The sequence below is a fragment of the Cellulomonas sp. Marseille-Q8402 genome, assembly GCF_965119525.1.
This window is the reverse complement of record NZ_CBCPLX010000001.1, coordinates 2,188,384-2,211,607: the sequence shown is the minus strand read 5'-3', so window position 1 is coordinate 2,211,607 and position 23,224 is coordinate 2,188,384. Positions and strand designations below refer to the sequence as shown.

Genomic DNA, 23,224 nt, shown 5'->3' with positions numbered 1-23,224 from the left:
AACGGCGTTCGGTTATCGAACAACGTTCCGTACGGTAGAACGCCGTTCGGTAGAGTGCAACCATGCGCAAGGACGAGTTCGGGGACGACGCAGCGCCGGGTGCGCCGGCGGAGGCAGGCCGTCGCCGTGGCGGTGCTCGCGCTGCGAGCGGCCGGCGGCGCTCCTCGCACTCGATGGAGGCCGTCGTCGCGGAGGCCGTGGCGCTGCTGGACGAGGCGGGGGAGCCCGGCCTGACGTTCCGCGCGCTCGCGGCGCGCCTCGGCGGCGGCGTCGGGAGCATCTACTGGTACGTGTCGAGCAAGGAGGAGCTGCTCGAGCGCGCGGCGGACCACGTGCTCGCCGACGTCGTCGCCCGGACCGCGCACCTCGGCACCGGTGACGACCCGATCGCGGAGCTGCGCGAGCTGGCGATCGAGTTCTACGCGGCGACGGTGGACCGGCCGTGGCTCGGCGCGTACTTCCTGCAGGACTCCGGCACCCAGGTCAACGGGCTGACGCTCTACGACCGGATGGGCCAGCAGTTGATGCGGCTCGACCTGACGCCGCGGCAGCGGTTCGACGGGGTGGCGGCGATCATGGCGTACGTCGTGGGCGTCGCGGCCGACCGGGGTCAGGACCCGCCGCCGGAGGTGCGCGACGGCCGGGTCGAGCGCGACGAGTTCGTCGCCACGTTCCGCGCGGGGCTCCTCGCCCTGGACGAGGACGACTTCCCCTTCCTGCACCACGTCGCCGAGGAGTTCGCCGCGCACGACGACGCCGAGCAGTTCCGGGCGGGCCTCGACCTGCTGCTCGCCGGGATCCGGCTCCAGGTCGGAGGGCACTCCTAGCGGGTCGGGCCGCCGAGGTGGTGGTCAGCGGGTCCGGGGACGTGTCGGCCTGCTCGCGGTGAGCACCGACCTCGACCCGGACCGCCGGCAGGGGCCGCCCTCGAGCTCGGGTGCGTGAGGTCCCGGCCGCGGCCGGGAATGTGCGGCGCTGGTCCGTAGTTGAGCCAAGCAGACTCAAGTTCGACGCCGCGGAGTTGCCAACCAGCGACCGCCGACGCAGACTTGAGCGCAGCAGGCTCAAGGCGCCGCCGTCCCAGTCCCGGGGCGGCCCCGGACGCCGGACCACGCAGCACGACGAAGGAGCACAGACATGGCACGAGCAGTCGGCATCGACCTGGGCACCACGAACTCCGTGGTCGCCGTCCTCGAGGGCGGGGAGCCCACCGTCATCGCCAACGCGGAGGGCGCGCGCACGACCCCCTCGGTCGTCGCCTTCTCCAAGACCGGCGAGGTCCTCGTCGGTGAGGTCGCCAAGCGCCAGGCGGTCACCAACGTCGACCGGACCATCGCGTCCGTCAAGCGCCACATCGGCACGGACTGGACCACCGAGATCGATGACAAGAAGTACACCGCGCAGGAGATCTCCGCGCGCGTGCTCGGCAAGCTGAAGCGCGACGCCGAGGAGTACCTGGGCGAGCCCGTCACGGACGCGGTCATCACCGTCCCGGCGTACTTCAACGACGCCGAGCGCCAGGCGACCAAGGACGCCGGCCAGATCGCCGGCCTCAACGTCCTGCGCATCGTGAACGAGCCGACCGCGGCCGCCCTGGCCTACGGCCTGGAGCGCGGCAAGGAGGACGAGCTCATCCTCGTCTTCGACCTCGGTGGCGGCACGTTCGACGTCTCCCTGCTCGAGGTGGGCAAGGACGACGACTTCTCGACGATCGAGGTCCGCGCGACCTCCGGCGACAACCGCCTCGGCGGCGACGACTGGGACAACCGGATCGTCGAGTGGCTGGTCGGCCAGGTGAAGAACTCGACCGGCGTCGACCTCGCCAAGGACAAGATCGCGCTGCAGCGGCTGCGCGAGGCGGCGGAGCAGGCCAAGAAGGAGCTGTCGTCCGCGACCAGCACCAACCTCAGCCTGCAGTACCTGTCGATGTCCGAGAACGGCCCGATCCACCTGGACGAGAAGCTCACCCGGGCGCAGTTCCAGCAGATGACGGCCGACCTGCTCGAGCGCACCAAGGCGCCGTTCCACGCGGTCATCCGCGACGCGGGCATCCAGCTGTCGGACATCGACCACGTGGTGCTCGTCGGCGGCTCGACCCGCATGCCGGCCGTCGCCGACCTGGTGCGCGAGCTCACCGGCGGCAAGGAGCCCAACAAGGGCGTCAACCCGGACGAGGTCGTCGCCGTCGGCGCCGCGCTGCAGGCCGGTGTCATCAAGGGTGACCGCAAGGACGTCCTCCTGATCGACGTGACCCCGCTGTCGCTGGGCATCGAGACCAAGGGCGGCGTGATGACCAAGCTCATCGAGCGCAACACCGCGATCCCGACCAAGCGCAGCGAGATCTTCTCGACGGCCGAGGACAACCAGCCGTCGGTGCTGATCCAGGTGTTCCAGGGCGAGCGCGAGTTCGCGCGGGACAACAAGCCGCTGGGCACGTTCGAGCTGACCGGCATCGCGCCGGCCCCGCGCGGCGTCCCGCAGGTCGAGGTCACCTTCGACATCGACGCGAACGGCATCGTGCACGTGTCCGCCAAGGACCGCGGCACGGGCAAGGAGCAGTCGATGACGATCTCCGGCGGTTCCGGCCTGCCGAAGGACGAGATCGACCGCATGGTCAAGGAGGCCGAGGCGCACGCCGCCGAGGACAAGCAGCGTCGTGAGGAGGCGGAGACCCGCAACTCCGCCGAGCAGCTGGTCTACTCCACGGAGAAGCTGCTGACCGACAACGACGACAAGCTGTCCGACGACGTCAAGACCGAGGTCCGCTCCGCCGTCGACGACCTGAAGAAGGCGCTCGAGGGCGACGACCTGGCCGAGGTCACCGCGAAGCAGACGGCCCTGGTCACCGCCAGCCAGAAGATCGGCGAGGCGCTGTACTCGGCCAACCAGCAGGCGCCCGAGGGCGCGGCCGGCGAGCAGCCGGCCGAGGGTGCCTCCGCCCCCCAGGACGACGACGTGGTGGACGCCGAGATCGTCGACGACGAGGGTGACAAGAAGTGAGCGACGACCCGACGCAGGGGACCGGCGGCCCGGACCCGGAGGAGCAGCCTCGCGTGACCGACAAGCGCCGCATCGACCCGGAGACGGGCGAGCTGCGCGAGCCGACGCCCGAGGAGCAGGTGCTGGCCGAGGCCGAGCAGGCGGCGTCCGCCGCTGAGGAGGCCGTCGTGCTGGAGGGCCTCGTCGAGGTGCAGAAGCTGGCGGCCGAGCGGCTCGAGGAGCTGCAGCGGCGCAACGCCGACTACTACAACCTCGAGCAGCAGTACTCGGCGTACGTGAAGCGGTCGAAGGCCGAGGCCCTCGGCGCCCGTGACCAGGGCGTCGCCTCGGTCGCCGAGGCGCTGATCAGCGTCCTCGACGACATCGAGCTGGCCCGCCAGCACGGTGACCTGGTCGGCCCGTTCGCGTCGATCGCCGAGAAGCTCGAGGCGACCCTCGGCCGGTTCGGCATCGAGCGGTACGGCGCGGCCGGCGAGCCGTTCGACCCGCAGGTGCACGAGGCGCTGATGCACGGCCACTCGGCCGACGTGTCCGAGCCGACGGTGCAGCAGGTGCTGCAGCCCGGCTACCGGATGGGCGAGCGCATCGTGCGTGCCGCCCGGGTGGCGGTCGTCGACCCGGAGGCGTGACGAGCAGGATGGGGACCCGGTCGCGGACTGACGCGACCGGGTTCCCTTCGGAAGAAGGACGGAAGGAGGCGTCGTGAGCGGTCAGGACTGGCTGGAGAAGGACTTCTACGCCGTGCTCGGCGTCCTCAAGGACGCCGACGCCGCAGCCATCAAGAAGGCGTACCGCAAGCTGGCCCGCACCATGCACCCGGACCACAACCCGGGCGACGCGGTCGCGGAGGCCAAGTTCAAGGAGGTCGGCGAGGCCTACGCCGTGCTGTCCGACCCCGAGCAGCGGCAGCAGTACGACCAGCTGCGGGCCATGGCCGGCGGGGCGCGGTTCCGCGCCGGCACCGGCGGGCCCGGTGGCGCGGGTGGCGCCAACGGCGGGTTCGAGGACCTGTTCGGCGGCGTGTTCACCGGCGCCGGCGGGGCAGGCAGCCGCGTGCGGTTCCCGCAGGGCGGTGCCGGCTCCACCGGTGGTGGCGGCGGCTTCGAGGACATCCTCGGCGGGCTGTTCGGCGGAGGCGGCTTCGGCCAGACCCGCACCGCCCGCCGGGGCGCGGACCTGTCGGCGGTCACCACGCTGCCGTTCCGGCAGGCCGTCGAGGGCTCGACCGTGCAGCTCGGCGTGGAGGGGCGCACCGTCAAGGCGCGCATCCCCGCCGGCGTGCGGGACGGGCAGAAGATCCGGCTGCGCGGCAAGGGCCGCCCGGGCGAGCACGGCGCACCCGCCGGCGACCTCGAGGTGACCGTCCGCGTGACGCCGCACCCGGTGTTCGCGCTCGACGGCACCAACCTGCGCCTGACGCTGCCGGTCGCGTTCGACGAGGCCGCGCTGGGCGCCGAGGTCACCGTGCCGACGCTGGACGGCAGCACCGTCCGGCTGAAGGTCCCCGCGGGAACGCCGTCGGGGCGCACCCTGCGGGTCAAGGGCCGCGGCGTCCCGGGACCGGACGGCGCCGGTGACCTGCTGGTCACGGTGCAGGTGGTCGTCCCGCAGCGGCTCAGCGCCGCCGCCAAGGAGGCCGTGCAGGCGTTCGGCATCGCGACGTCCGGTGAGGACCCGCGCGCCGACCTGCTCGCCCGAGCCAAGGAGTGATCGAGCCGGCCGGCGGGACGGGGTGCACCCGTCCCGCCGCGCCGCGACCCGACGGGAGGTGGTCGTGATGGCGTCCGACGACGCCCAGCTCTACGTGATCTCGGTCGCCGCCGAGCTCGCGGGCATGCACCCGCAGACCCTGCGGCAGTACGACCGGCTCGGCCTCGTGCAGCCCGGCCGCACCCGCGGGCGTGGCCGCCGCTACTCCCTGCGCGACATCGCCACGCTGCGCGAGGTGCAGCGGCTCTCCCAGGAGGAGGGCGTCAACCTGGCCGGCATCAAGCGCATCCTCGAGCTCGAGTCCGAGGTCGAGCGCCTCAGCCGCCAGGTCGAGTACCTGCGCGCCCTGGCCCAGCCCGGCAGCCGGGTGTTCACCGCCCACCCGTCGGGCGACGTGGTCGCGATGGGCCCGCTGGGCCGCGGCCAGCGGCGGCGCACCGGCGCGCCCGCGGAGACGCCGGGCGAGGACCCCCGCGCCGTCGGCGCCCGCGGCGCGATCGTGCTCTGGCGACCCGGCGGCCGCTGAGCTGCGTCCGCCGCGTGGGCGCGCCTGTCCGACCCGCTGAGCTGGGTCCGCCGCGCGCGCTCGCCCACCCGACCCGCTGAGCGGGTGCGCCCGCGGGACGCGCAGCCATCGCCCGCGGATTCTCGCTCCGCCCACCGATATCCCGGTAGGGGTCGCGAGAATGCGTGGGCGGTGCGGGCCGGGCCGGGTCGACCGTCGCGTGAGGTGACCACTCAGGTCGTCGCGGGTCGCCACTCACCGACGGGGCGCTGACCCGCAGGATCCCCCTGTCCGGACCCGTGCTGCACTCAGAGCCGGGTGTCGACCGCGACTGCGTGGAGCTCGGTGCTCGACGCTGGCTGACGCAGACGGCGGTCGCACCGACGGCGTCGTCGGCGTCCCCGTCCCGGCTCTCCCTCCCGCGAGGAGCCGGACCACCGTGCCCGGAGGTGCTCGTGCCCGAAGTCCGACCGCGACGGACCCGGTTCCGTCCTGTGACCGCCGCCCTCCTCCTGATCGCGGCCGTGACCGGCCTCGCCGGGTGCACGGACGACTCGCCGCCCACGGCCGCCGCCACCGGGACGCCCTCGGCGACGGCCGTCGCCGAGGGCGTCCCGACGCTCGTCACCCCTGCCGAGCTCGTGACGTTCGCCGGCTCCCGCGGGCTCGTCTACTGGGCCGGGGAGGTCGCCGACCACAGCATCGAGGTCACGGCGGGCAGCGCCGCCACGTACGTGCGTTACCTCCCGGCGGGCGCCGCCGCCGGCACCGACGAGCCCGCGCTCACGGTCGCGACCTACCCCGACGTCGACGGCTACGCCAGCCTGCAGGCGCTCGACGGCGCGGGCACGACCGTCGCGGCCTCGGGGGCGCTGATCTTCGCGCCGGAGTCGGCGCCGTCGAGCGTGTACTTCGCGTTCCCCGGCTCGACGTTCCAGGTCGAGGTCTACTCCCCGGCCGAGGGCCATGCCCTCGAGCTGACGAACGGCGGGTCCGTCCGCCCCGTCGTGCCGCAGGAGCAGTGATGCGGCGCGCGCTGCCGGTCGTCGCACCCCTCGTGCTGGGCGGCCTGCTGCTGTCCGCACCTGGCGCAGGGGCGGCCGGGCCGGTCTCTCCGTGGCCCGACCCGGCGCGGCCCGCAGCGGTCGCCGGACCGGCAGGCCTCGGGGCGGGGACCGGCGCGAGGACGACCACGGAGCCGCAGGCGGGAGAGCCCGGGGCGACGGGGTCGCGGGGCGTTCTCGGCCCCGGCGGGCCGACCGGCGCCGCCGGTCCCGTGGGGCCGCAGGGCGAGACCGGCGAGGCTGGTGCAGCGGGCGAGGCCGGTGCGCAGGGCGAGGCGGGCGCACCCGGCGACGACGGCGCCGCGGGTCCCGCGGGTCCCTCCGGACCGCGGGGGGAGGCAGGTGCACAGGGCGAGGCCGGGCCTGCCGGCCCGGCGGGCCCGCAGGGGGAGACGGGTCCCCAGGGCCAGGAGGGTGAGACCGGGGCCACGGGCCCGACCGGCGAGACCGGGGCCCAGGGTGAGACCGGCGCTCTCGGCCCTGCCGGACCCGAGGGACCGGCAGGACCCGTGGGGCCGCAGGGCGAGGCGGGTGCCACCGGAGCGCAGGGCGAGCAGGGCGAGGTCGGTGCCGCCGGGCCGCAGGGCGAGGTCGGTCCGTCCGGACCGGCCGGTCCTGCGGGCCCCGTCGGCGCACAGGGCGAGGCAGGTCCGGAGGGCGCGCCGGGTCCGGGAGGCCCGGCCGGCCCCGTCGGTCCGCAGGGTGCGACCGGAGCGGCCGGTCCCGAGGGCCAGGCCGGTCCCGCAGGGCCCCAGGGCATGACGGGTGCGACCGGGGCCGACGGTGCGGACGGGACCGCAGGCCCGACCGGGGAGACCGGGGCCCAGGGCGAGACCGGCTCCGCCGGTCCCGCTGGACCCGAGGGTCCGGCAGGACCCGTGGGGCCGCGGGGCGAGACCGGCGCCGCTGGACCGCAGGGCGAGCGGGGCGAGGCCGGGCCGAGCGGGCCCGAGGGCACGGCCGGCCCGCAGGGCGCGACGGGAGCCGCCGGACCGCAGGGGGACCAGGGCGAGACCGGTGCGACCGGGGCCCCGGGGGAGACCGGTCCGTCCGGTCCTGCGGGGCCCGTCGGAGCGCAGGGCGAGGCAGGCCCGGAGGGCGAGGCCGGCCCCGAGGGTCCGCAGGGTCCGGGAGGTCCGACGGGCCCCGCAGGTCCGCAGGGCGCGACCGGCGAGCCGGGCGCGACCGGCCCCCAGGGCGAGCCCGGCGACCCGGGCGAGGCCGGTCCCCCAGGTCCGCAGGGCGCGACCGGCGCGACCGGACCCCGCGGCGAGACCGGCGAGCAGGGCCCGCAGGGGGACACGGGTGCGGTGGGCCCGCGGGGCGACACGGGCCCCGTCGGTCCCTCGGGCCCGGTGGGCCCGCAAGGAGAGCCGGGTGCACCGGGTGCACCGGGCGAGTCGGGCCAGGTGGGTCCCGCCGGCCCGCAGGGTGAGCCCGGTCCCGCCGGCCCGCAGGGTGAGCCCGGACCTGCCGGCCCGCAGGGTGAGCCCGGTCCCGCCGGCCCGCAGGGTGAGACCGGACCTGCCGGCCCGCAGGGTGAGACCGGACCTGCCGGCCCCCAGGGCGCGCAGGGCCCGGCGGGCGTCGTGTCGACCCAGGTGGTGCGGTCCACCGGGTCGGTCGTGCCCGGCCCGGGCGCCCGGGCCACCGCGACGGCCACGTGCCCGGCCGGGACCCTGGCGCTGGGTGGTGGCGCGGAGGTCACCGCGCAGGCGCTGCAGCAGGTGGCGGTCACGCAGTCGATGCCCGTGGGCAGTCCCGCGACGCAGTGGACGGTCCAGGCGCAGCAGAACTCGGCCGGCAACGGTGCGTGGACCGTCACGGCCCACGTGATCTGCACGGTCCCGTGACGGGCTGACGGCCGCGCCGCCAGCGGATTCTGGCTCGCCCAGCCGCGTTCCCAGGGGACTGTGCGAGAAATCGCTGGCGACGCGGCGCGAACGTGCTCAGGCCGGGCCCGTGTCCTCCGGCGCGCCGGCGCCGAGGAGCGAGCGGGTGATGCGCTGGCCGTCGGCCATCAGCTCCTCGACCGCGGCGGCGAGGGCGGCGTCGTCGACGTCCCGCCCGTCCTCCGCGGCGAGCAGCACGGCGCGCCGGATCACCTCCTTGACGAACGACGCCGTGACCCCGGCGGTCCGGTCCGCGGCCGCGGCGAGCGCCGCCGGGCTCAGACCCAGCCCGTCGGCGTAGAGCCGGAACAGCCGCAGCCGCGCGGCGTCGTCCGGCAGCGGGATCTCGACGGCGAGGTCCACCCGGCCCGGTCGCTGGGCCAGCGCCCGCTCGAGCAGGTCCGCCCGGTTGGTGGTGAGCAGGAACGCGACGTCGGCGTCGCCGCCGAGCCCGTCCATCGCGTCGAGCACCTCGAACAGCAGCGGCTGCGGGCCCTGCTGGAACGACCGGTCCTCGGAGATCAGGTCGCAGTCCTCCAGCACGACGACTGCCGGCTGCAGCGCGTGCGCGGTCTCGGTCGCCAGCCGCACCAGGCCGAGCGTCTGGCCGGCGAGCACGATCGCCGTCGTCCCGGGATCCGCGCCGAGCAGGTGCCGCACCGTGTGGGTCTTGCCGGTCCCGGGCGGGCCGTAGAGCAGGACGCCGCGCTTGAGGTGCTGCCCCGCGGCGCGCAGCCGGTCGCGGTGCCGCGCCACCCCGAGCACCTGGCGCTCCACGCGGTCCAGCGTGCCCTCGGGCAGCACGACGTCCTCCGCCGGCACGGCCACCCGCGGCAGGAACGTGATGCCGCCCGCGGACGGGCCGTACGGCGAGGGCGTGAAGCTGACCACCTGCCCGCGCAGCACCGAGTGCGTGATCATCGCCTCCCGGATCACCGTCAGCAGGTCTGCCGCGGCCTCCTCGTCCGCCGACAGCGCCTCGAGCTTGGCCTCCTGGCCGAACTGCGGCGCCGCGGACCGCTGCAGCAGCGCGACAGGCGCCCCGGCGTGCCGCAGCAGGTGCACGCCGAACGCCACCACCCGCCGGTCGGTGTCCGGCCCGACGGGGGTGCGGACGTAGTCGACCGCGCCGACCGGGAACATGCGGTGCGCCGCGGAGTGCTCGACGAGCTCGGAGAACGACGAGTGGCGGCGCTGCTCGCCCCCGCCGACGCCGACCAGGCGGCCGCCGCCCGCCCGGGCGACCACCACCTCGACCGCGACGTCCGCGTCCACGGCGCGGAAGGACCCGACCTCCTCCGTCAGCACCGCGAGGCCTCGCGCGTCCCGGCCGAGGTGCTCGGCGAGGACGTCGGCGAGCGTCGGCCCGTCGGCCTCGCGGGGGCGCGCGCTGCGCTCGTTGACGCGCTCGACGAGGCTGGTCATCGCGTCCAGGAACGCCTCGGTGCGGAGGTCGGTCGTCGCGTCGTCGCTCTCGGTAACCATGGCCCCGACGCTAACCAGCGCGACCGCCTCGCGGGCGTGTTCCGGCCGCCGGACCGCGCCGTACCTGCTCCGATCCCCGACGCCGAGATGGCACTCCGCGCCTGTGATCGACGTCCGCCACGCAGGGAGGAGCTGTCATCTCGGCGACGGGCCGGGCGCAGCCGGCAGGGCGCCGACGTGCGCGGGCGAGTGTGCGGCGACACGCCGACGCGGACCGACACGCCGAGACTTCCCCGGGCCGTGCGCTGGGACCTGCGTCACCCCCGCCGAGCGGGTGAAACGTCATCCACATGTGCACCCGCATGTGGGTGGATCTGGGGACGCCTGTGGACGAAGCCGCAGGCCTGCAGGGCCGTCCCCACGCGGGGTGTGTGTCAGTGGTCGCCCGTAACCTGTGGATGAAGTCGGACAAAGGCCAGTCGTGCACAGCCTGTGGAGAACGACACGGGTGTAACACCAGTCCTAGTGGTCCCTTGCCGGACCGACCCCTAGGTGTAGTGTTCTGACTCGCCGCTGGACGTGGGGCCCAGACCTCTGGACGACCCGCCGCAGCGGCCCGAGAACCAGCATCAGCAGTGCGGGGCGGGCGCGGGGGCGCACGTACCAGCCAGGCCTTCAGACCGGGGAGACACGATGACCATCACCGTCTACAGCAAGCCGTCGTGCGTCCAGTGCAACGCGACCTACCGCGCCATGGACAAGGCCGGCCTGCAGTACGAGGTCGTCGACATCACCGAGGACGCCGACGCGCGTGACTACGTGATGTCCCTCGGTCACCTGCAGGCGCCGGTCGTCGTGGCCGACGGCCAGCACTGGTCCGGCTACCGCCCCGACCAGATCAAGGCGATCGCCGACCGCGCCGCGGTCTCCGTCGCCTGACGCGGCTGCCGCCGCCCGGAGCACCCGGGCGGCACGGTCGCCCGCTGCACGACCCACACCCGGGACGAGGAGTGAGCGAGCCATGAGCTCCCTGGTCTACTTCTCCAGCGTCTCGGAGAACACCCGCCGGTTCGTCGACAAGCTGGACATCGACGCCACGCGGATCCCGCTCCGTCCCACGGAGCCCGCCCTGCACGTGCAGGACCCCTACGTGCTGGTGGTCCCGACGTACGGCGGCGGGAACGAGGGCGGGGCGGTGCCGCGCCAGGTCATCAAGTTCCTCAACGACCCGGCCAACCGTTCCCTCATCCGCGGCGTCATCGCGGGCGGGAACACCAACTTCGGCGCGCACTACTGCATGGCCGGAGACATCATCGCGGCGAAGTGCCAGGTTCCGTACCTGTACGCCTTCGAGCTCATGGGAACGACTGAGGACGTCAGTCGCGTCCGAAAGGGATGGGGACGATTTTGGCAGCGACACTCACAGATGCCGGCGTGACGGACGCGACCGAGGTCATCTCGATCACCCCGGACATGGACTACCACTCGCTCAACGCGATGCTGAACCTGTACGGCGCGAACGGCGAGATCCAGTTCGACAAGGACCGCGAGGCCGCCCGCCAGTACTTCCTCCAGCACGTCAACCAGAACACGGTCTTCTTCCACGACCTGGAGGAGAAGCTCGAGTACCTGGTCGAGAACAAGTACTACGAGGCCGAGGTCCTGGCCCAGTACGACCGCGAGTTCATCAAGCGGCTGTTCAAGCACGCGTACTCGAAGAAGTTCCGCTTCCAGACGTTCCTCGGCGCGTTCAAGTACTACACCTCGTACACGCTGAAGACGTTCGACGGCAAGCGGTACCTCGAGCGCTTCGAGGACCGCGTCGCGATGGTGTCGCTCGCGCTCGCAGAGGGTGACGAGACCTTCGCGCTGCAGCTCGTCGACGAGATCGTGTCCGGCCGCTTCCAGCCGGCGACGCCGACGTTCCTCAACCTCGGCAAGGCGCAGCGCGGCGAGCCCGTGTCCTGCTTCCTGCTGCGCATCGAGGACAACATGGAGTCCATCGCGCGCGGCATCAACTCCGCCCTGCAGCTCTCCAAGCGCGGCGGCGGCGTGGCCCTGCTGCTGTCGAACATCCGCGAGCACGGCGCGCCGATCAAGCACATCGAGAACCAGTCGTCCGGCGTCATCCCCGTGATGAAGCTGCTCGAGGACTCCTTCTCCTACGCGAACCAGCTGGGTGCCCGCCAGGGCGCGGGTGCGGTCTACCTGCACGCGCACCACCCGGACATCATGCGGTTCCTCGACACCAAGCGGGAGAACGCGGACGAGAAGATCCGCATCAAGACCCTGTCGCTCGGCGTCGTCATCCCGGACATCACGTTCGAGCTCGCGAAGAACAACGAGGACATGTACCTGTTCTCGCCGTACGACGTCGAGCGCGTCTACGGCAAGCCGTTCGCCGACGTGAACGTCTCCGAGAACTACCGCGCGATGGTCGACAACGGCCAGATCCGCAAGCAGAAGATCAAGGCGCGCGACTTCTTCCAGACGCTGGCCGAGCTGCAGTTCGAGTCCGGCTACCCGTACATCCTGTTCGAGGACACGGCCAACAAGGCCAACCCGATCAAGGGCAAGATCACGCACTCGAACCTGTGCTCGGAGATCCTGCAGGTCTCGACGCCCTCGACCTTCAACGAGGACCTGTCGTACGACCACGTCGGCCGTGACATCTCCTGCAACCTCGGCTCGATGAACATCGCGCTCGCGATGGACTCGCCGGACTTCGGCCGCTCGGTCGAGACCGCGATCCGCGCGCTGACCGCCGTGTCCGACCAGACCGACATCGAGTCGGTCCCGTCGGTGAAGCGGGCGAACCGCGGCGGCCACGCCATCGGCCTCGGGCAGATGAACCTGCACGGGTACCTGGCGCGCGAGCGGATCTTCTACGGGTCCGAGGAGGGCCTGGACTTCACGAACATCTACTTCTACACGGTGGCGTACCACGCCATCCGCGCGTCGAACCTGCTGGCGAAGGAGCGGGGCCAGGCGTTCCTGGGCTTCGAGGACTCCAAGTACGCGACCGGCGAGTACTTCGAGAAGTACGTGACCGGCACCTGGACCCCGAAGACGGCCCGCGTCGCCGAGCTGTTCGCGACGTCCGGCGTGCACATCCCGACGCAGGACGACTGGAAGGCGCTGGCGGAGTCGGTGCGCGAGCACGGCCTCTACAACCAGAACCTGCAGGCGGTCCCGCCGACCGGCTCGATCTCGTACATCAACAACTCGACGTCGTCGATCCACCCGATCGCGTCGAAGATCGAGATCCGCAAGGAGGGCAAGCTCGGCCGCGTCTACTACCCGGCGCCGTTCATGACGAACGACAACCTGGAGTACTACGACGACGCGTACGAGATCGGCTACGAGAAGATCATCGACACGTACGCCGAGGCCACGCAGCACGTGGACCAGGGCCTGTCGCTGACGCTGTTCTTCAAGGACACCGCCACCACGCGCGACATCAACAAGGCGCAGATCTACGCCTGGCGCAAGGGCATCAAGACGATCTATTACATCCGCCTGCGGCAGATGGCGCTCGAGGGCACCGAGGTCGAGGGCTGCGTCTCCTGCATGCTCTGAGCCGATGACGCCGGCCGGGTCCCCGGGCCCGGCCGGCGCACCCGCGTCAGGGTGCAGGATGGACGCAGACCTCGCGGGCCCGCCCCGCCGCCGCGGTGATCGCGGCCCGAGAAGACACGACATGGAGCTGTGATGGCCGAGAAGCTGAAGCTGGTCGACCGCGTCCAGGCGATCAACTGGAACCGGGTCGAGGACGAGAAGGACGTCGAGGTCTGGGACCGGCTCGTCGGGAACTTCTGGCTGCCCGAGAAGGTGCCGGTGTCCAACGACATCCAGTCCTGGGCGACCCTCACCGAGGCCGAGAAGCAGATGACCAGCCGGGTGTTCACCGGCCTGACGCTGCTCGACACCATCCAGGGCACCGTCGGCGCCGTGTCGCTGATCCCCGACGCGATCACCCCGCACGAGGAGGCGGTGTACACCAACATCGCGTTCATGGAGTCGGTGCACGCCAAGAGCTACTCCTCGATCTTCTCCACGCTGGTCTCGACGCGGGAGATCGACGAGGCGTTCCGCTGGTCGGAGGAGAACCCGAACCTGCAGCGCAAGGCCGAGATCGTCCTCGACTACTACCGGGGCGACGAGCCGCTCAAGCGCAAGGTCGCCTCGACCATGCTCGAGTCGTTCCTGTTCTACTCCGGCTTCTACGCGCCGATGTACTGGTCCAGCCGCGCCAAGCTGACCAACACGGCCGACCTGATCCGCCTGATCATCCGCGACGAGGCCGTCCACGGGTACTACATCGGGTACAAGTTCCAGAAGGGTCTGGAGCAGCTCACCGAGGCGGAGCGCACCGACCTCAAGGACTACACGTTCGAGCTGCTCTTCGAGCTCTACGACAACGAGGTGGAGTACACCCAGGACCTCTACGACCCCCTGGGCCTCACCGAGGACGTCAAGAAGTTCCTGCGGTACAACGCCAACAAGGCCCTGATGAACCTGGGCTACGAGGCGCTGTTCCCGCGGGACGAGACCGACGTCAACCCCGCGATCCTCGCGGCGCTGTCGCCGAACGCCGACGAGAACCACGACTTCTTCTCCGGCTCGGGCTCCTCGTACGTCATCGGCAAGGCCGTGAACACCGAGGACGAGGACTGGGACTTCTGAGGTCCTGACCGGTACGCACCGACGCCCCGTCGAGCACCTGCTCGGCGGGGCGTCGTCGTCCGTCAACCCGTGCGTCGCGCCGACGGACGCTCAGCGCTCGACGGCGACGTGGTCGTCCCGCAGGACGTGGCCTGGCGCTCGAGCTCGTCGTCCGAAAGCGTCTGGCTCTGCAACGGCCCCGTGCACGTGGATGCCGACTGCTCGCCGTCGCGGGCTAGGCAGCAGCCCGGGATGCGGCGACCCGGCCGCGATCCGACGTGCCGCACGGCGCGGCGCGGTGGCAGGTCAGGCAGTGCAGGACCCGGCCGTCGGGTCGCACGACGGGGGCGCCCACTCCCGTGCTGGTGATGCCGGTGGCCACGCACTCCTGGACGTGCGCCGCGCACACGCCTGCCCCGCAGTTCTTGCAGAAGGCCACCGCGGGCACCTCGTCACCGAACTTCGCGTCCTCGTAGCAGAACACGTACGTCTCCTGTCGATCGATACTGGAATGACTCCAGAATATGGCGGGGGGAGTGCGCGGCGGCTGCGGCGTCCTCATCGTGGACACCGCGCGCCTCCACCGGGCAGGACGAGGTGTCCACCGCGGAGGCGGACCGCGACGCGCGGAGTGGTCGTCCCCGGTCCCGGCGACGCGCTACTGTCCGGCGCATGAGCGACCAGCACCACCCCGGCACCCCGGCCGGCGACGAGCCGCCGTACCGCCCGTACGACGTGGAGCCGTACGCGCCCCAGCAGTACGGCGCACCGCAGTACGGCGCACCGCAGTACGGCCAGCAGCCGCAGGCACCCTGGCCCGGGCAGGGCTACCCGCCCGGCGCCGCCTGGTCGGACAAGAGCCGCACCACGGCGGGGCTCCTCCAGCTGCTGCTGCCGTTCGTCGGCGTGTGCGGCGTGGGCCGCCTCTACGCCGGCCAGATCGGCATCGGGCTGGCGCAGCTCCTCGGGTTCTTCCTCGGGTGCGCGCTGATGATCGTGCTCATCGGGTTCGTCGTCGCGCCCGCGATCTGGGTCTGGGCCGTGGTCGACGGCATCGTCCTGCTCGCCAACGGCGGCAGGGACGCGTACGGCCGGCTCCTGCGGTAGCCGCGGCGGACGGCCATGACGACCACCGCGCCCGTCGCCCGGTCCACGGCCTGGCGGGTGGTGCTCGGCCTGGGTGTCGTCTCGCTCGCGGCCGACATGGTCTACGAGGGTGCCCGGTCGGTGACCGGACCGTTGCTGGCGACGCTGGGCGTGCCGATGGTCGTCGCGGGGCTGGTGACGGGGCTGGGCGAGGCGGCCGCGCTGGTGCTGCGGCTCCCGTTCGGCGCGCGCGCCGACCGCGCCGGACGGTACTGGCCGACGACCCTCGCCGGCTACGGGCTCACCGCGGTGGGCGTGCCGCTGCTGGCCCTGACCCCGTTGCTCGGTGCTGCCGGGGCCGCGGTGGCGTGCGCTCTGCTGCTGGTCGAGCGGGTCGGGAAGGCCGTGCGCAGCCCGTCGAAGTCGGTCCTGCTGGCGCGCGCGGCCGAGCAGGTCGGCCTCGGTCGGGGGTTCGGCGTCCACAAGGCGATGGACCAGCTCGGCGCGTTCGTCGGCCCGCTGGTCGTGGCCGGCGTGCTGGCGCTGACCGGCTCGCTCGTGCCGTCCCTGGCGGTGCTCGCCGTGCCGGGTGCCGTCGTGCTGGTCCTGCTGGTGGCCGTGCGGCGGCTGGCTCCGGACGACGTGCCCGTGGCGCCGGTCGAGGCGGTGCGGGCGGTCTCGAGCCGGCCGGGCTGGCTGGGGCCGGCCCGCGAGCTGCCGCGCGACTTCTGGCTGTTCGCCGCCGGGTCCGCCGCCGCGACCGCCGGGCTGACGACCTTCGCGGTGATCTCGTACCACCTGGTCGACACCGGACTGCTGCGCGCCTCGCTCGTGCCGGTGGTCTACGCCGGTGCCATGCTGGCCGCCGCCGTGGGCGCGCTGGTGGTCGGGGCGCTGCACGACCGCTGGGGTTCCCGGGTGGTGCTCGCGGTCCCGGTGCTCGTGGCGGCGGTGCCGCCGCTGGCGTTCGGCGCCACCCTGCCGGCGGTCCTGGCCGGGATCGCGGTGTGGGGGCTGGCGGGCGGCCTGCTCGACTCGACGGTCAAGGCGCGGGTGGCCGAGCTGGTCCCCGCGGGACGCCGTGCGACGGCGTACGGGTGGTTCGCCGCCGTCCAGGGGGTCGCGGCGGTGGCCGGTGGCGGGCTGGCCGGGGCGCTCGCCGCGGACGCCCCCCTCGCGCTGACGGCTGTCGTGGCCTGCCTCCAGGTCGTGGCGGTGGTGCTCATGGTGCGGGCTCGCGCGGGGTCGTCGCGCTGATCGCCAGGCGGCGCTCAGTGCAGGCGGCCCGCGTCGAGCTCGCGGTGGTACTCCTCGACGGCCTCGGCGAGCAGCCGCGGGGTGAGCCGGGCGACCGGCACCACCTGGTCGACCAAGGGCTCGTTGTCGGGGCCCCGACCCACCTCGACGCCGGTCAGCACCCAGGCGAACGTGACCTCGTCCGCGAGGTGCGCGTACTGGCAGAGGCGACGCGCCACCCACACCCGGGCCGGGCGGTCCCACCAGGGTTCGGGCTGGAGGCGGTTCACGCTCCAGCCGGGCAGGACCGCACCGCTCTCGCCGTCGACGCTGGGCCGGCGCGCGTCGGCGTCGGGTCCCGCGCTGAACCGCACGTAGGCGGGTCCGGTGACGTCCAGCAGCTCGACGAGCTCGTCCAGCCGGTCGACGACGACCATGTCCACGGCGCTGTCCTTCCTGGGTCCGCGCCCGAGGGCTCTCACGACCTCCGGCGCTGGTCGAGCCGTTCGAGCACGACGTCGGCCGCCGTGGCGAGGTCGACGTCGGAGAGCTCGGCCTCGGACTCCAGGAGCGCCCGGGCGTCGGCCGGGCCGATCTGGTGCATCGCCATCAGGCAGCCGATGGCGACGTCGACCGAGCGTCGCCGCTCGAGCTCCTCCGCCGAGCGCTCGGCCCGGTCCCGGGAGGTGAAGGAGAGGTCGGCGTTGGTCGTGACGGGGCCCGTCATCTCCCCGGCCAGCCCGCGCAGCGGCTCGACCACGTCGTCGAAGGCGCCCGGGTCGCCGGCGTAGACGTTGAGCGACGCCGTCACGCGGCCGGCGTCGTCGAGCAGCGGCAGCGACAGGCTCGCGCGCACGCCCTCGGCCGCGGCGGTGGTCGCGTACCGCTGCCACCGGTCCTCGTCGAGCAGGTCCCGCGCCGAGAGCTCCTCACCGGTCCGCACCGACCGGACGCAGGGCCCGCCGTGCGCGCTCTGGGCCATGTCGAGCGCCAGCGCGCGCGGGGAGGTGGACACGAAGGTCAGGGTCAGGTCCTCCTGGGGGATCGTCAGGCTGACCCCGACGCACGACGGCACCAGCGCGCTGATCCGGTCGGCGACGGAGCGCAGGCGGTCCTCGACCTCGCTCCCGCCGGACACGGCGAGGAAGGCCAGGACCTGGCGGGTCTGGGGAAGTGGTTGCACGGCACGGACCTCGACATCGCTTCGCGCACGCCGACCTCTCGACGGCCTGTTCGAGCATGTCACGGACGCCGCCAGGTCGCTCGCCCTCGGGCCTGCCGGGTCGCGCTCAGCACTCGACGACGTTGACCGCGAGGCCCCCGCGGCTGGTCTCCTTGTACTTGTCGCTCATGTCGGCGCCGGTCTGCCGCATCGTCTCCACGACGGCGTCGAGCGAGACGATGTGCGAGCCGTCCCCGTGCAGGGCGAGGCGCGCGGCGGTGACGGCCGTCGTCGCGGCGATGGCGTTCCGCTCGATGCACGGCACCTGGACGAGGCCGGCGATCGGGTCGCAGGTGAGGCCCAGGTGGTGCTCCATCGCGATCTCGGCGGCGTTCTCGACCTGCGCCGGCGTGCCGCCGAGGACCGCGCACAGCCCGGCCGCGGCCATCGCGCAGGCCGAGCCGACCTCGGCCTGGCAGCCGCCCTCGGCGCCGGAGATCGACGCGTTCGCCTTGATCAGGGAGCCGACCGCCGCGGCGGTGAGCAGGAACCGGTGCACGCCGTCGGTCGACGCCGCGGGCTCGGTGCGCCAGTAGTGGTGCAGCACCGCGGGCAGGATGCCGGCAGCGCCGTTGGTCGGCGCGGTGACGACCCGGCCGCCGGCGGCGTTCTCCTCGTTGACCGCGAGCGCGTCCACCTGGAGCCACTCGCCCTGCACGTGCCGACCCTCCGCCTCGGCGGCCTCGAGGCTCGCCCGCATGGCGGCGGCGCGGCGGCGGACGCGGAGCCCGCCGGGCAGCGTGCCCTCGGTCGTCGTGCCCGCCCGGACGCACGCCCGCATCGCGTCCCACACGGCGTCCAGGCCCGCGCGCACCTCGGCGGGGTCCCGGTGCGCGACCTCGTTCGCCCAGGCGACGTCGGCCACGGTCCGGCCGTCGGCGCAGAGCGCGAGCAGCTCGGCGCCGGAGCGGAACACCGGAGCGCCCGGGTCACCGGCCGTGGACGGCGGCGCCGGCGGCTCGTCGTCCACGCACCGGATGAACCCGCCGCCGATCGACTCGTAGGTCCGCTCCAGCGCGGGCTCGCCCGCCGGGTCGGCGCCGTCCGCCCACGCCCGCAGCACCAGCGTGTTCGGGTGCCCGGGGCGCCGGACGCGCGGCTCCAGCACGACGTCCGCGCTGTCGAACGGCACGGGCAGCACGCCGCCGAGCAGCAGCGGCCGGCCCGCCGGGTGGCCCGACCAGGCGCCGCGGACGGCCGCCGGGTCGCAGGTCTCCGGCGCGAGCCCGGCCAGCCCGGCGACGAGCGCGTCCGGGGTGCCGTGCCCCAGCCCGGTCGCGGCCAGCGAGCCGTACAGCACGGCCCGCACCCGGGTCACCCGGCCGGGCAGCGCGTCGAGGGCCCGGCGGGCGAAGTCGGCACCCGCCCGCATCGGGCCGACGGTGTGCGACGAGGAGGGGCCGATCCCGATGGAGAACAGCTCGAGGGCGGAGACGTACACCCCTGCATCCTCGCGCGCGCGGACCGGTGCTGCCGTCACGCGTCGGCCTGCGGGGTCGTGGTCGCGCCCGCCGGGCGCAGCGCCTGCCGCGCCAGCAGGTCGGCGCGGGCCTCCGGAGACAGCGCGGCCGCGCAGGCCGCCCACGCCAGGGCGGTCGCGGCGTCGAGCACCGCGGCGTCGGCCGCGGGCGACACGGCGTCGGCGGCGAACCCGACGGTGTGCGGCGCCGCGGTCGACCCGTGCACGGCGATGGCCGGGTGGATGGAGGGGACGACCTGGGAGACGTTGCCCATGTCGGTGGACCCGCCGGCGGCGCCGGAGTGGCTGACGGTCGGCCGCCCGAGCGCGGCGAGCGCCGCGTTCCACGCGTCGGCCAGCAGCGGCTCCTGACGCAGCGGGTCGTAGCGCGGCTCCGTGCGGCGCGTCTCCCAGGTGCAGCCCGACGCGAGGGCGCCGGCCTCGAAGCAGGCGAGGACCCGGCGCTTGGCGTCGCGCAGCTCGTCCAGGTCGAACGAGCGGACCTCCGCCTGCAGCACGGTGCGCGCCGGGATGATGTTCGTGACCTCGCCGCCCGAGGTCAGCACCGCCGCGGTGCGGACGGTGCCCGGCAGCTGCTGCCGGAGCAGGCCGATCGACGTCAGCGCGATCGTCGCGGCGTCCAGCGCGTTGATCCCCGCCTGGGGTGCCGCCGCCGCGTGCGCCGCCCGCCCGGTGTAGACGACCTCGAACCGGTCGACGGCCTGGCTCGAGAAGTCGTCGCACCGCACGTCCACGCCCGGGGCGCCGTGCACCATCAGCGAGATGGTCGCGTCCTCCCAGGCGCCGGCCTCGAGCAGGTGCACCTTGCCGCCGCCGTGCTCCTCGGCCGGGGTGCCGAGCAGCTTCACCGTCAGGCCCGCCTCGTCGGCGACCGACGCCAGCGCGACGGCCGCGCCCAGGCCGGCCGCGGCGATGATGTTGTGGCCGCAGGCGTGGCCCAGGCCGGGCAGCGCGTCGTACTCCGCGCAGACGGCCACGACGAACTCCCCCGAGCCGGCGGTCGCCTCGATCGCCGTGTCGAGCCCGAAGGCCCCGACGGTCACGTCGAACCCGGCGTCGCGCAGGGCGTCGCCCAGCAGGCGGGCCGCGCGGTGCTCGGCGAACGCGGTCTCCGGGTGGGCGTGGATCTCGTGGCTCACCCCCAGGAGCCGCTGCTGCCAGCGGTCGACGACCTCGGCGGTGCGGCGCCGAGCCGTGTCGAGGTCGAGGTCGAGGCCGAGGGTGGGATCGGTGACGGGCTCGGTGACGGTCATGCGTGCTCTCCTGCAGGGACGGCCTGGACGGCGGGGACGGTGGCGACGGCCGGAGCGGGGGCGGCCACCGCCTCGGGCGCTGCGGGTGCTGCGGAGCGGAGGAACCGCGCCAGCACGACGATCGCCAGCCCCACCGCCGCGCAGATGCCCCAGACGGCGACGTACCCGCTGAACGAGGTGGTGGTCACGGCCGCGTCGCCGGAGCCGAAGGTGGCCACGAAGCTCGCCATCACCAGGGCGAAGACGGCCCCGGCGACGGCGCCCGCCGCGGTGCGCGCGGTGTTGTAGAGCGCCGACGCGATGCCCACGGAGTCCGCCGGGGCGCGCGTGACCACGATGGTCGGCAGCACGGAGATGAGCACGCCGTTGCCGAGCCCGCCGACCACCATGGCCGCGACGACGACGGCGGTGGAGCCGGACCCGAGCAGGAAGCCCGCGTAGCTGACGGCGAGCAGCGTGCCACCCAGCGCCACCGCGCCGGGGACGCCGAGGCGCTGCGCCACCCGGTCGCCGGTGCTCGACGCGACGAAGGCGGCGAGCGCGGCGACCAGGGACACCACGCCGACGGCGGCCGAGGTGAGGCCCAGGCCGAACCCGACCACGTCGGGGTCGCTGAGGACGAAGACGGTCGACGCGGTCTGGCTGCCGAACAGCTGGGCGCCGAACAGGAAGGCGATGACGATCGGCAGGCCGATGCCGCCGCGGACCAGCAGGGTCACGTCGATCAGCGGGTGGGTGACCCGGCGCTCCACCGCGACCCAGGCGGCCAGCAGGGCGAGGCCGCCCAGCACCGCGGTCCACGTGACCGGGCTGCCCCAGCCCCAGGACGGGGCGTTCGAGATGCCGCCGAGCACGGCCAGCAGGCCGATCCCGAGCAGCGCGGCGCCGAGCCAGTCGGTGCTGCCCTGGGCCCGGACCCGCGACTCGGGCACCAGGAACGCGACCACCGGCACGCAGATCACCAGGAAGACGGCCGGGACCCACAGCACCGGCCGGAGGTCGCCGACGGCCGTGTAGAGCACGCCCGCCCCGAGGGAGCCGATCGCCGCGCCGAAGGTCAGGGCGCCGACGAGCTTGCCGATGGAGCGGCCGGCGGACTTCGGGTCCCGGTCGCGGACGATGGCGAACTCCAGCGGCAGGAACGCGGCCAGCGGGGCCTGCAGCGCGCGACCGAGCAGCAGCACGCCGAAGCTCGGGGCGAGGGCGACGACGACCGACCCGAGGGCCACCAGCGCGGCGGCGACCGTGAGCATCCGCTTGTGGCCGTACCGGTCGCCGAGCTTCGCGATGATCGGCACGCAGACGACCGTGGCGAGCATGTACGCCGCGCTCACCCAGTTCAGCGTCGCAGCGGTCACCCCGAACTCCGTGCCGATGGCGGACAGCAGCACGGGGTACCAGCCCTGCAGCATGCCGGAGCCGAGCTCCATGACGACGAGGAAGCCCACGACGCCGCGGAGCGCGGTGCGGGTGGTGCCGGGTGGTGCGGAGGCGGTCATGAGGTCTCCTGGAGGACGGTCCGACGAGGTGGCGAGACGCTAAGAGGTCGCCGCGGCGCTATGGTGCAGAATGCAGGAAAGCGACCGCCAGGAGGCACCACGTGCAGGAAGACGTCCTGGACCATCTGGACCAGCGCCTGATCCACGCCATGCAGATCAGTCCGCGCGCCCCGTGGTCCGCCCTCGCCCCCGTCCTCGGTGCCGACCCGGTGACGCTGTCCCGGCGGTGGCGCCGGCTCACCGAGGAGGGGCTCGTCTACGTCACGGCGTACGGCTGGAGCGACGCGCACCAGCTGTCGCTCATCGAGATCGAGTGCAGCCCCGGCGAGACGCTGGCGGTGGCGGAGGCGCTCGCCGCGGACCGGGAGGCGTTCACCATCGACCTGACCGCCGGCGGGCGCGACATCATGCTCAGCCTGGCCGCCGCCGGGACCGACGCCGTGGCGCGGTGGACGCTCGAGCGGATCCGCGGTGTCCCGGGCGTCCGCGCCATGCGCACGCACCTCGTGTCGGAGGTGGTCACCGACGCGCGGAGCTGGCGGATGCGCGCGCTCTCCCAGGACGAGGTCGCGCGGGTCGCCGCGCTGGACGCCCGCCCGCCGGGTGCCGCCGTCGCGGTGCGGCCCGAGCAGGGGCGCGCCATCAGCGAGGCGCTCGCCGCGGACGGCCGCACCGGGGTCGCGGAGCTCGCGGCCCGCGTCGGGATGACGCCACGGCGCGCCCGCGACGCCCTGGCCGCCATGCGCGCGTCCGGACGGTTCCTCATCCGGGTGGACGTGGCCCGGGCGCACACGCCGTGGCCGATCTACGCCTGGTACTTCCTGCGCGTCCCCGCCGCGATGGTGTCGCGCGTCGGCCCCCAGCTCGGCCGGATGGACGAGGTCCGCCTCGTCGTCACCACGGTCGGCGAGTACAACGTGGTCGTCGCGGTGTGGCTGCGCACGCTCCAGGACGTCGGGCGGCTGGAGGCGATCATCGAGGAGCGGCTGCCGGGCGTCACCATCGCCGACCGGTCCGTCGTCCTGCGCAGCACCAAGCACCTGGGGCACCTGCTGGACCCGACGGGGCGGGCGACGTCCGAGACGATCCCCATGCCCTGAGCCCGGAGGCCGGCGGGAATTGCACGACACCGGTGTTGCGCAAATGGCCGATTTGCGTCCCGCGCGGTGCCCGCGCGCTCCGGCGGC

21 protein-coding genes are annotated in these 23,224 nt (G+C 73.8%); 14 read left to right on the top strand and 7 right to left on the bottom strand.

Going from position 1 to position 23,224, the window contains the following annotated elements; genetic code table 11:
* Positions 1–62: 62 nt before the first annotated feature.
* From ACWPWW_RS10190 to ACWPWW_RS10160, 7 genes are all read left to right on the top strand, one after another.
* Positions 63–827 carry a TetR/AcrR family transcriptional regulator gene (locus ACWPWW_RS10190; protein ID WP_454050191.1) on the top strand — a complete coding sequence of 255 codons (765 nt, stop codon included), beginning with the start codon at positions 63–65 and terminating at the stop codon, positions 825–827.
* Positions 828–1,137: 310 nt separating this feature from the next.
* Entirely contained in the window at positions 1,138–3,000 is a 1,863-nt protein-coding gene (gene dnaK / locus ACWPWW_RS10185; protein WP_454050190.1) for a molecular chaperone DnaK, read from the top strand.
* Entirely contained in the window at positions 2,997–3,629 is a 633-nt protein-coding gene (locus tag ACWPWW_RS10180) for a nucleotide exchange factor GrpE (protein WP_454050189.1), read from the top strand. The genes dnaK and ACWPWW_RS10180 overlap by 4 nt, the downstream gene beginning before the upstream one ends.
* 73 nt (positions 3,630–3,702) lie before the next feature.
* Positions 3,703–4,710, top strand: a complete 1,008-nt coding sequence (locus tag ACWPWW_RS10175) for a DnaJ C-terminal domain-containing protein (RefSeq protein ID WP_454050188.1) — start codon at positions 3,703–3,705, stop codon at positions 4,708–4,710.
* 67 nt (positions 4,711–4,777) lie between these two features.
* Positions 4,778–5,236 carry a heat shock protein transcriptional repressor HspR gene (locus ACWPWW_RS10170; RefSeq protein ID WP_454050187.1) on the top strand — a complete coding sequence of 153 codons (459 nt, stop codon included), beginning with the start codon at positions 4,778–4,780 and terminating at the stop codon, positions 5,234–5,236.
* 473 nt (positions 5,237–5,709) lie between these two features.
* Positions 5,710–6,240, top strand: coding sequence for a hypothetical protein (locus ACWPWW_RS10165; protein ID WP_454050186.1), 531 nt, complete (start codon positions 5,710–5,712; stop codon positions 6,238–6,240).
* Positions 6,241–7,868: 1,628 nt separating this feature from the next.
* A complete protein-coding gene (locus tag ACWPWW_RS10160; protein ID WP_454050185.1) occupies positions 7,869–8,132 on the top strand; it encodes a hypothetical protein in 264 nt (87 codons plus the stop codon).
* Positions 8,133–8,228: 96 nt separating this feature from the next.
* Here the strand turns inward: ACWPWW_RS10160 and ACWPWW_RS10155 are convergent, their stop codons facing one another.
* Positions 8,229–9,656, bottom strand: a complete 1,428-nt coding sequence (locus ACWPWW_RS10155; RefSeq protein ID WP_454050184.1) for an AAA family ATPase — start codon at positions 9,654–9,656, stop codon at positions 8,229–8,231.
* A 633-nt stretch (positions 9,657–10,289) separates the two neighbouring features.
* Here ACWPWW_RS10155 and nrdH point away from each other — a divergent pair.
* The 4 genes from nrdH to nrdF all read left to right on the top strand — a co-directional run bounded on the left by nrdH (position 10,290) and on the right by nrdF (position 14,282).
* On the top strand, positions 10,290–10,535 hold the full coding sequence (nrdH, locus tag ACWPWW_RS10150) for a glutaredoxin-like protein NrdH (protein WP_454050183.1): 246 nt from the start codon (positions 10,290–10,292) through the stop codon (positions 10,533–10,535).
* An 82-nt stretch (positions 10,536–10,617) separates the two neighbouring features.
* A complete protein-coding gene (gene nrdI / locus ACWPWW_RS10145; protein WP_454050182.1) occupies positions 10,618–11,034 on the top strand; it encodes a class Ib ribonucleoside-diphosphate reductase assembly flavoprotein NrdI in 417 nt (138 codons plus the stop codon).
* Positions 11,035–11,069: 35 nt separating this feature from the next.
* Entirely contained in the window at positions 11,070–13,175 is a 2,106-nt protein-coding gene (nrdE, locus tag ACWPWW_RS10140) for a class 1b ribonucleoside-diphosphate reductase subunit alpha (protein ID WP_454050433.1), read from the top strand.
* Between the two features lie 132 nt (positions 13,176–13,307).
* On the top strand, positions 13,308–14,282 hold the full coding sequence (gene nrdF / locus ACWPWW_RS10135) for a class 1b ribonucleoside-diphosphate reductase subunit beta (protein ID WP_454050181.1): 975 nt from the start codon (positions 13,308–13,310) through the stop codon (positions 14,280–14,282).
* 214 nt (positions 14,283–14,496) lie between these two features.
* Here the strand turns inward: nrdF and ACWPWW_RS10130 are convergent, their stop codons facing one another.
* The gene (locus tag ACWPWW_RS10130; RefSeq protein WP_454050180.1) at positions 14,497–14,745 is read right to left on the bottom strand and encodes a DUF2180 family protein; all 249 of its coding nucleotides are present in this window, start codon (positions 14,743–14,745) and stop codon (positions 14,497–14,499) included.
* A gap of 188 nt (positions 14,746–14,933) precedes the next feature.
* On the opposite strand from ACWPWW_RS10130, the gene ACWPWW_RS10125 reads away from it, so the two are divergent.
* Both ACWPWW_RS10125 and ACWPWW_RS10120 read left to right on the top strand, forming a co-directional pair.
* Positions 14,934–15,368 (top strand): NINE protein, encoded by a 435-nt coding sequence (locus tag ACWPWW_RS10125; protein ID WP_454050179.1) that lies wholly within the window; start codon positions 14,934–14,936, stop codon positions 15,366–15,368.
* Between the two features lie 15 nt (positions 15,369–15,383).
* Complete coding sequence (locus ACWPWW_RS10120; RefSeq protein ID WP_454050178.1) at positions 15,384–16,604, top strand: MFS transporter; 1,221 nt, start codon at positions 15,384–15,386, stop codon at positions 16,602–16,604.
* Positions 16,605–16,618: 14 nt separating this feature from the next.
* Here the strand turns inward: ACWPWW_RS10120 and ACWPWW_RS10115 are convergent, their stop codons facing one another.
* From ACWPWW_RS10115 to ACWPWW_RS10095, 5 genes are all read right to left on the bottom strand, one after another.
* Entirely contained in the window at positions 16,619–17,020 is a 402-nt protein-coding gene (locus tag ACWPWW_RS10115; protein WP_454050432.1) for a DUF6098 family protein, read from the bottom strand.
* Positions 17,021–17,061: 41 nt separating this feature from the next.
* Complete coding sequence (locus ACWPWW_RS10110) at positions 17,062–17,766, bottom strand: GAF domain-containing protein (RefSeq protein WP_454050177.1); 705 nt, start codon at positions 17,764–17,766, stop codon at positions 17,062–17,064.
* A 106-nt stretch (positions 17,767–17,872) separates the two neighbouring features.
* Positions 17,873–19,246 carry an L-serine ammonia-lyase gene (locus ACWPWW_RS10105; RefSeq protein ID WP_454050176.1) on the bottom strand — a complete coding sequence of 458 codons (1,374 nt, stop codon included), beginning with the start codon at positions 19,244–19,246 and terminating at the stop codon, positions 17,873–17,875.
* Positions 19,247–19,281: 35 nt separating this feature from the next.
* The gene (locus tag ACWPWW_RS10100; protein WP_454050175.1) at positions 19,282–20,538 is read right to left on the bottom strand and encodes an amidohydrolase; all 1,257 of its coding nucleotides are present in this window, start codon (positions 20,536–20,538) and stop codon (positions 19,282–19,284) included.
* A complete protein-coding gene (locus tag ACWPWW_RS10095) occupies positions 20,535–22,037 on the bottom strand; it encodes an MFS transporter (RefSeq protein WP_454050174.1) in 1,503 nt (500 codons plus the stop codon). The genes ACWPWW_RS10100 and ACWPWW_RS10095 overlap by 4 nt, the downstream gene beginning before the upstream one ends.
* Positions 22,038–22,138: 101 nt before the next feature.
* Here ACWPWW_RS10095 and ACWPWW_RS10090 point away from each other — a divergent pair, with 101 nt between their 5' ends.
* On the top strand, positions 22,139–23,137 hold the full coding sequence (locus tag ACWPWW_RS10090; protein ID WP_454050173.1) for an Lrp/AsnC family transcriptional regulator: 999 nt from the start codon (positions 22,139–22,141) through the stop codon (positions 23,135–23,137).
* Positions 23,138–23,224 lie beyond the last annotated feature (87 nt).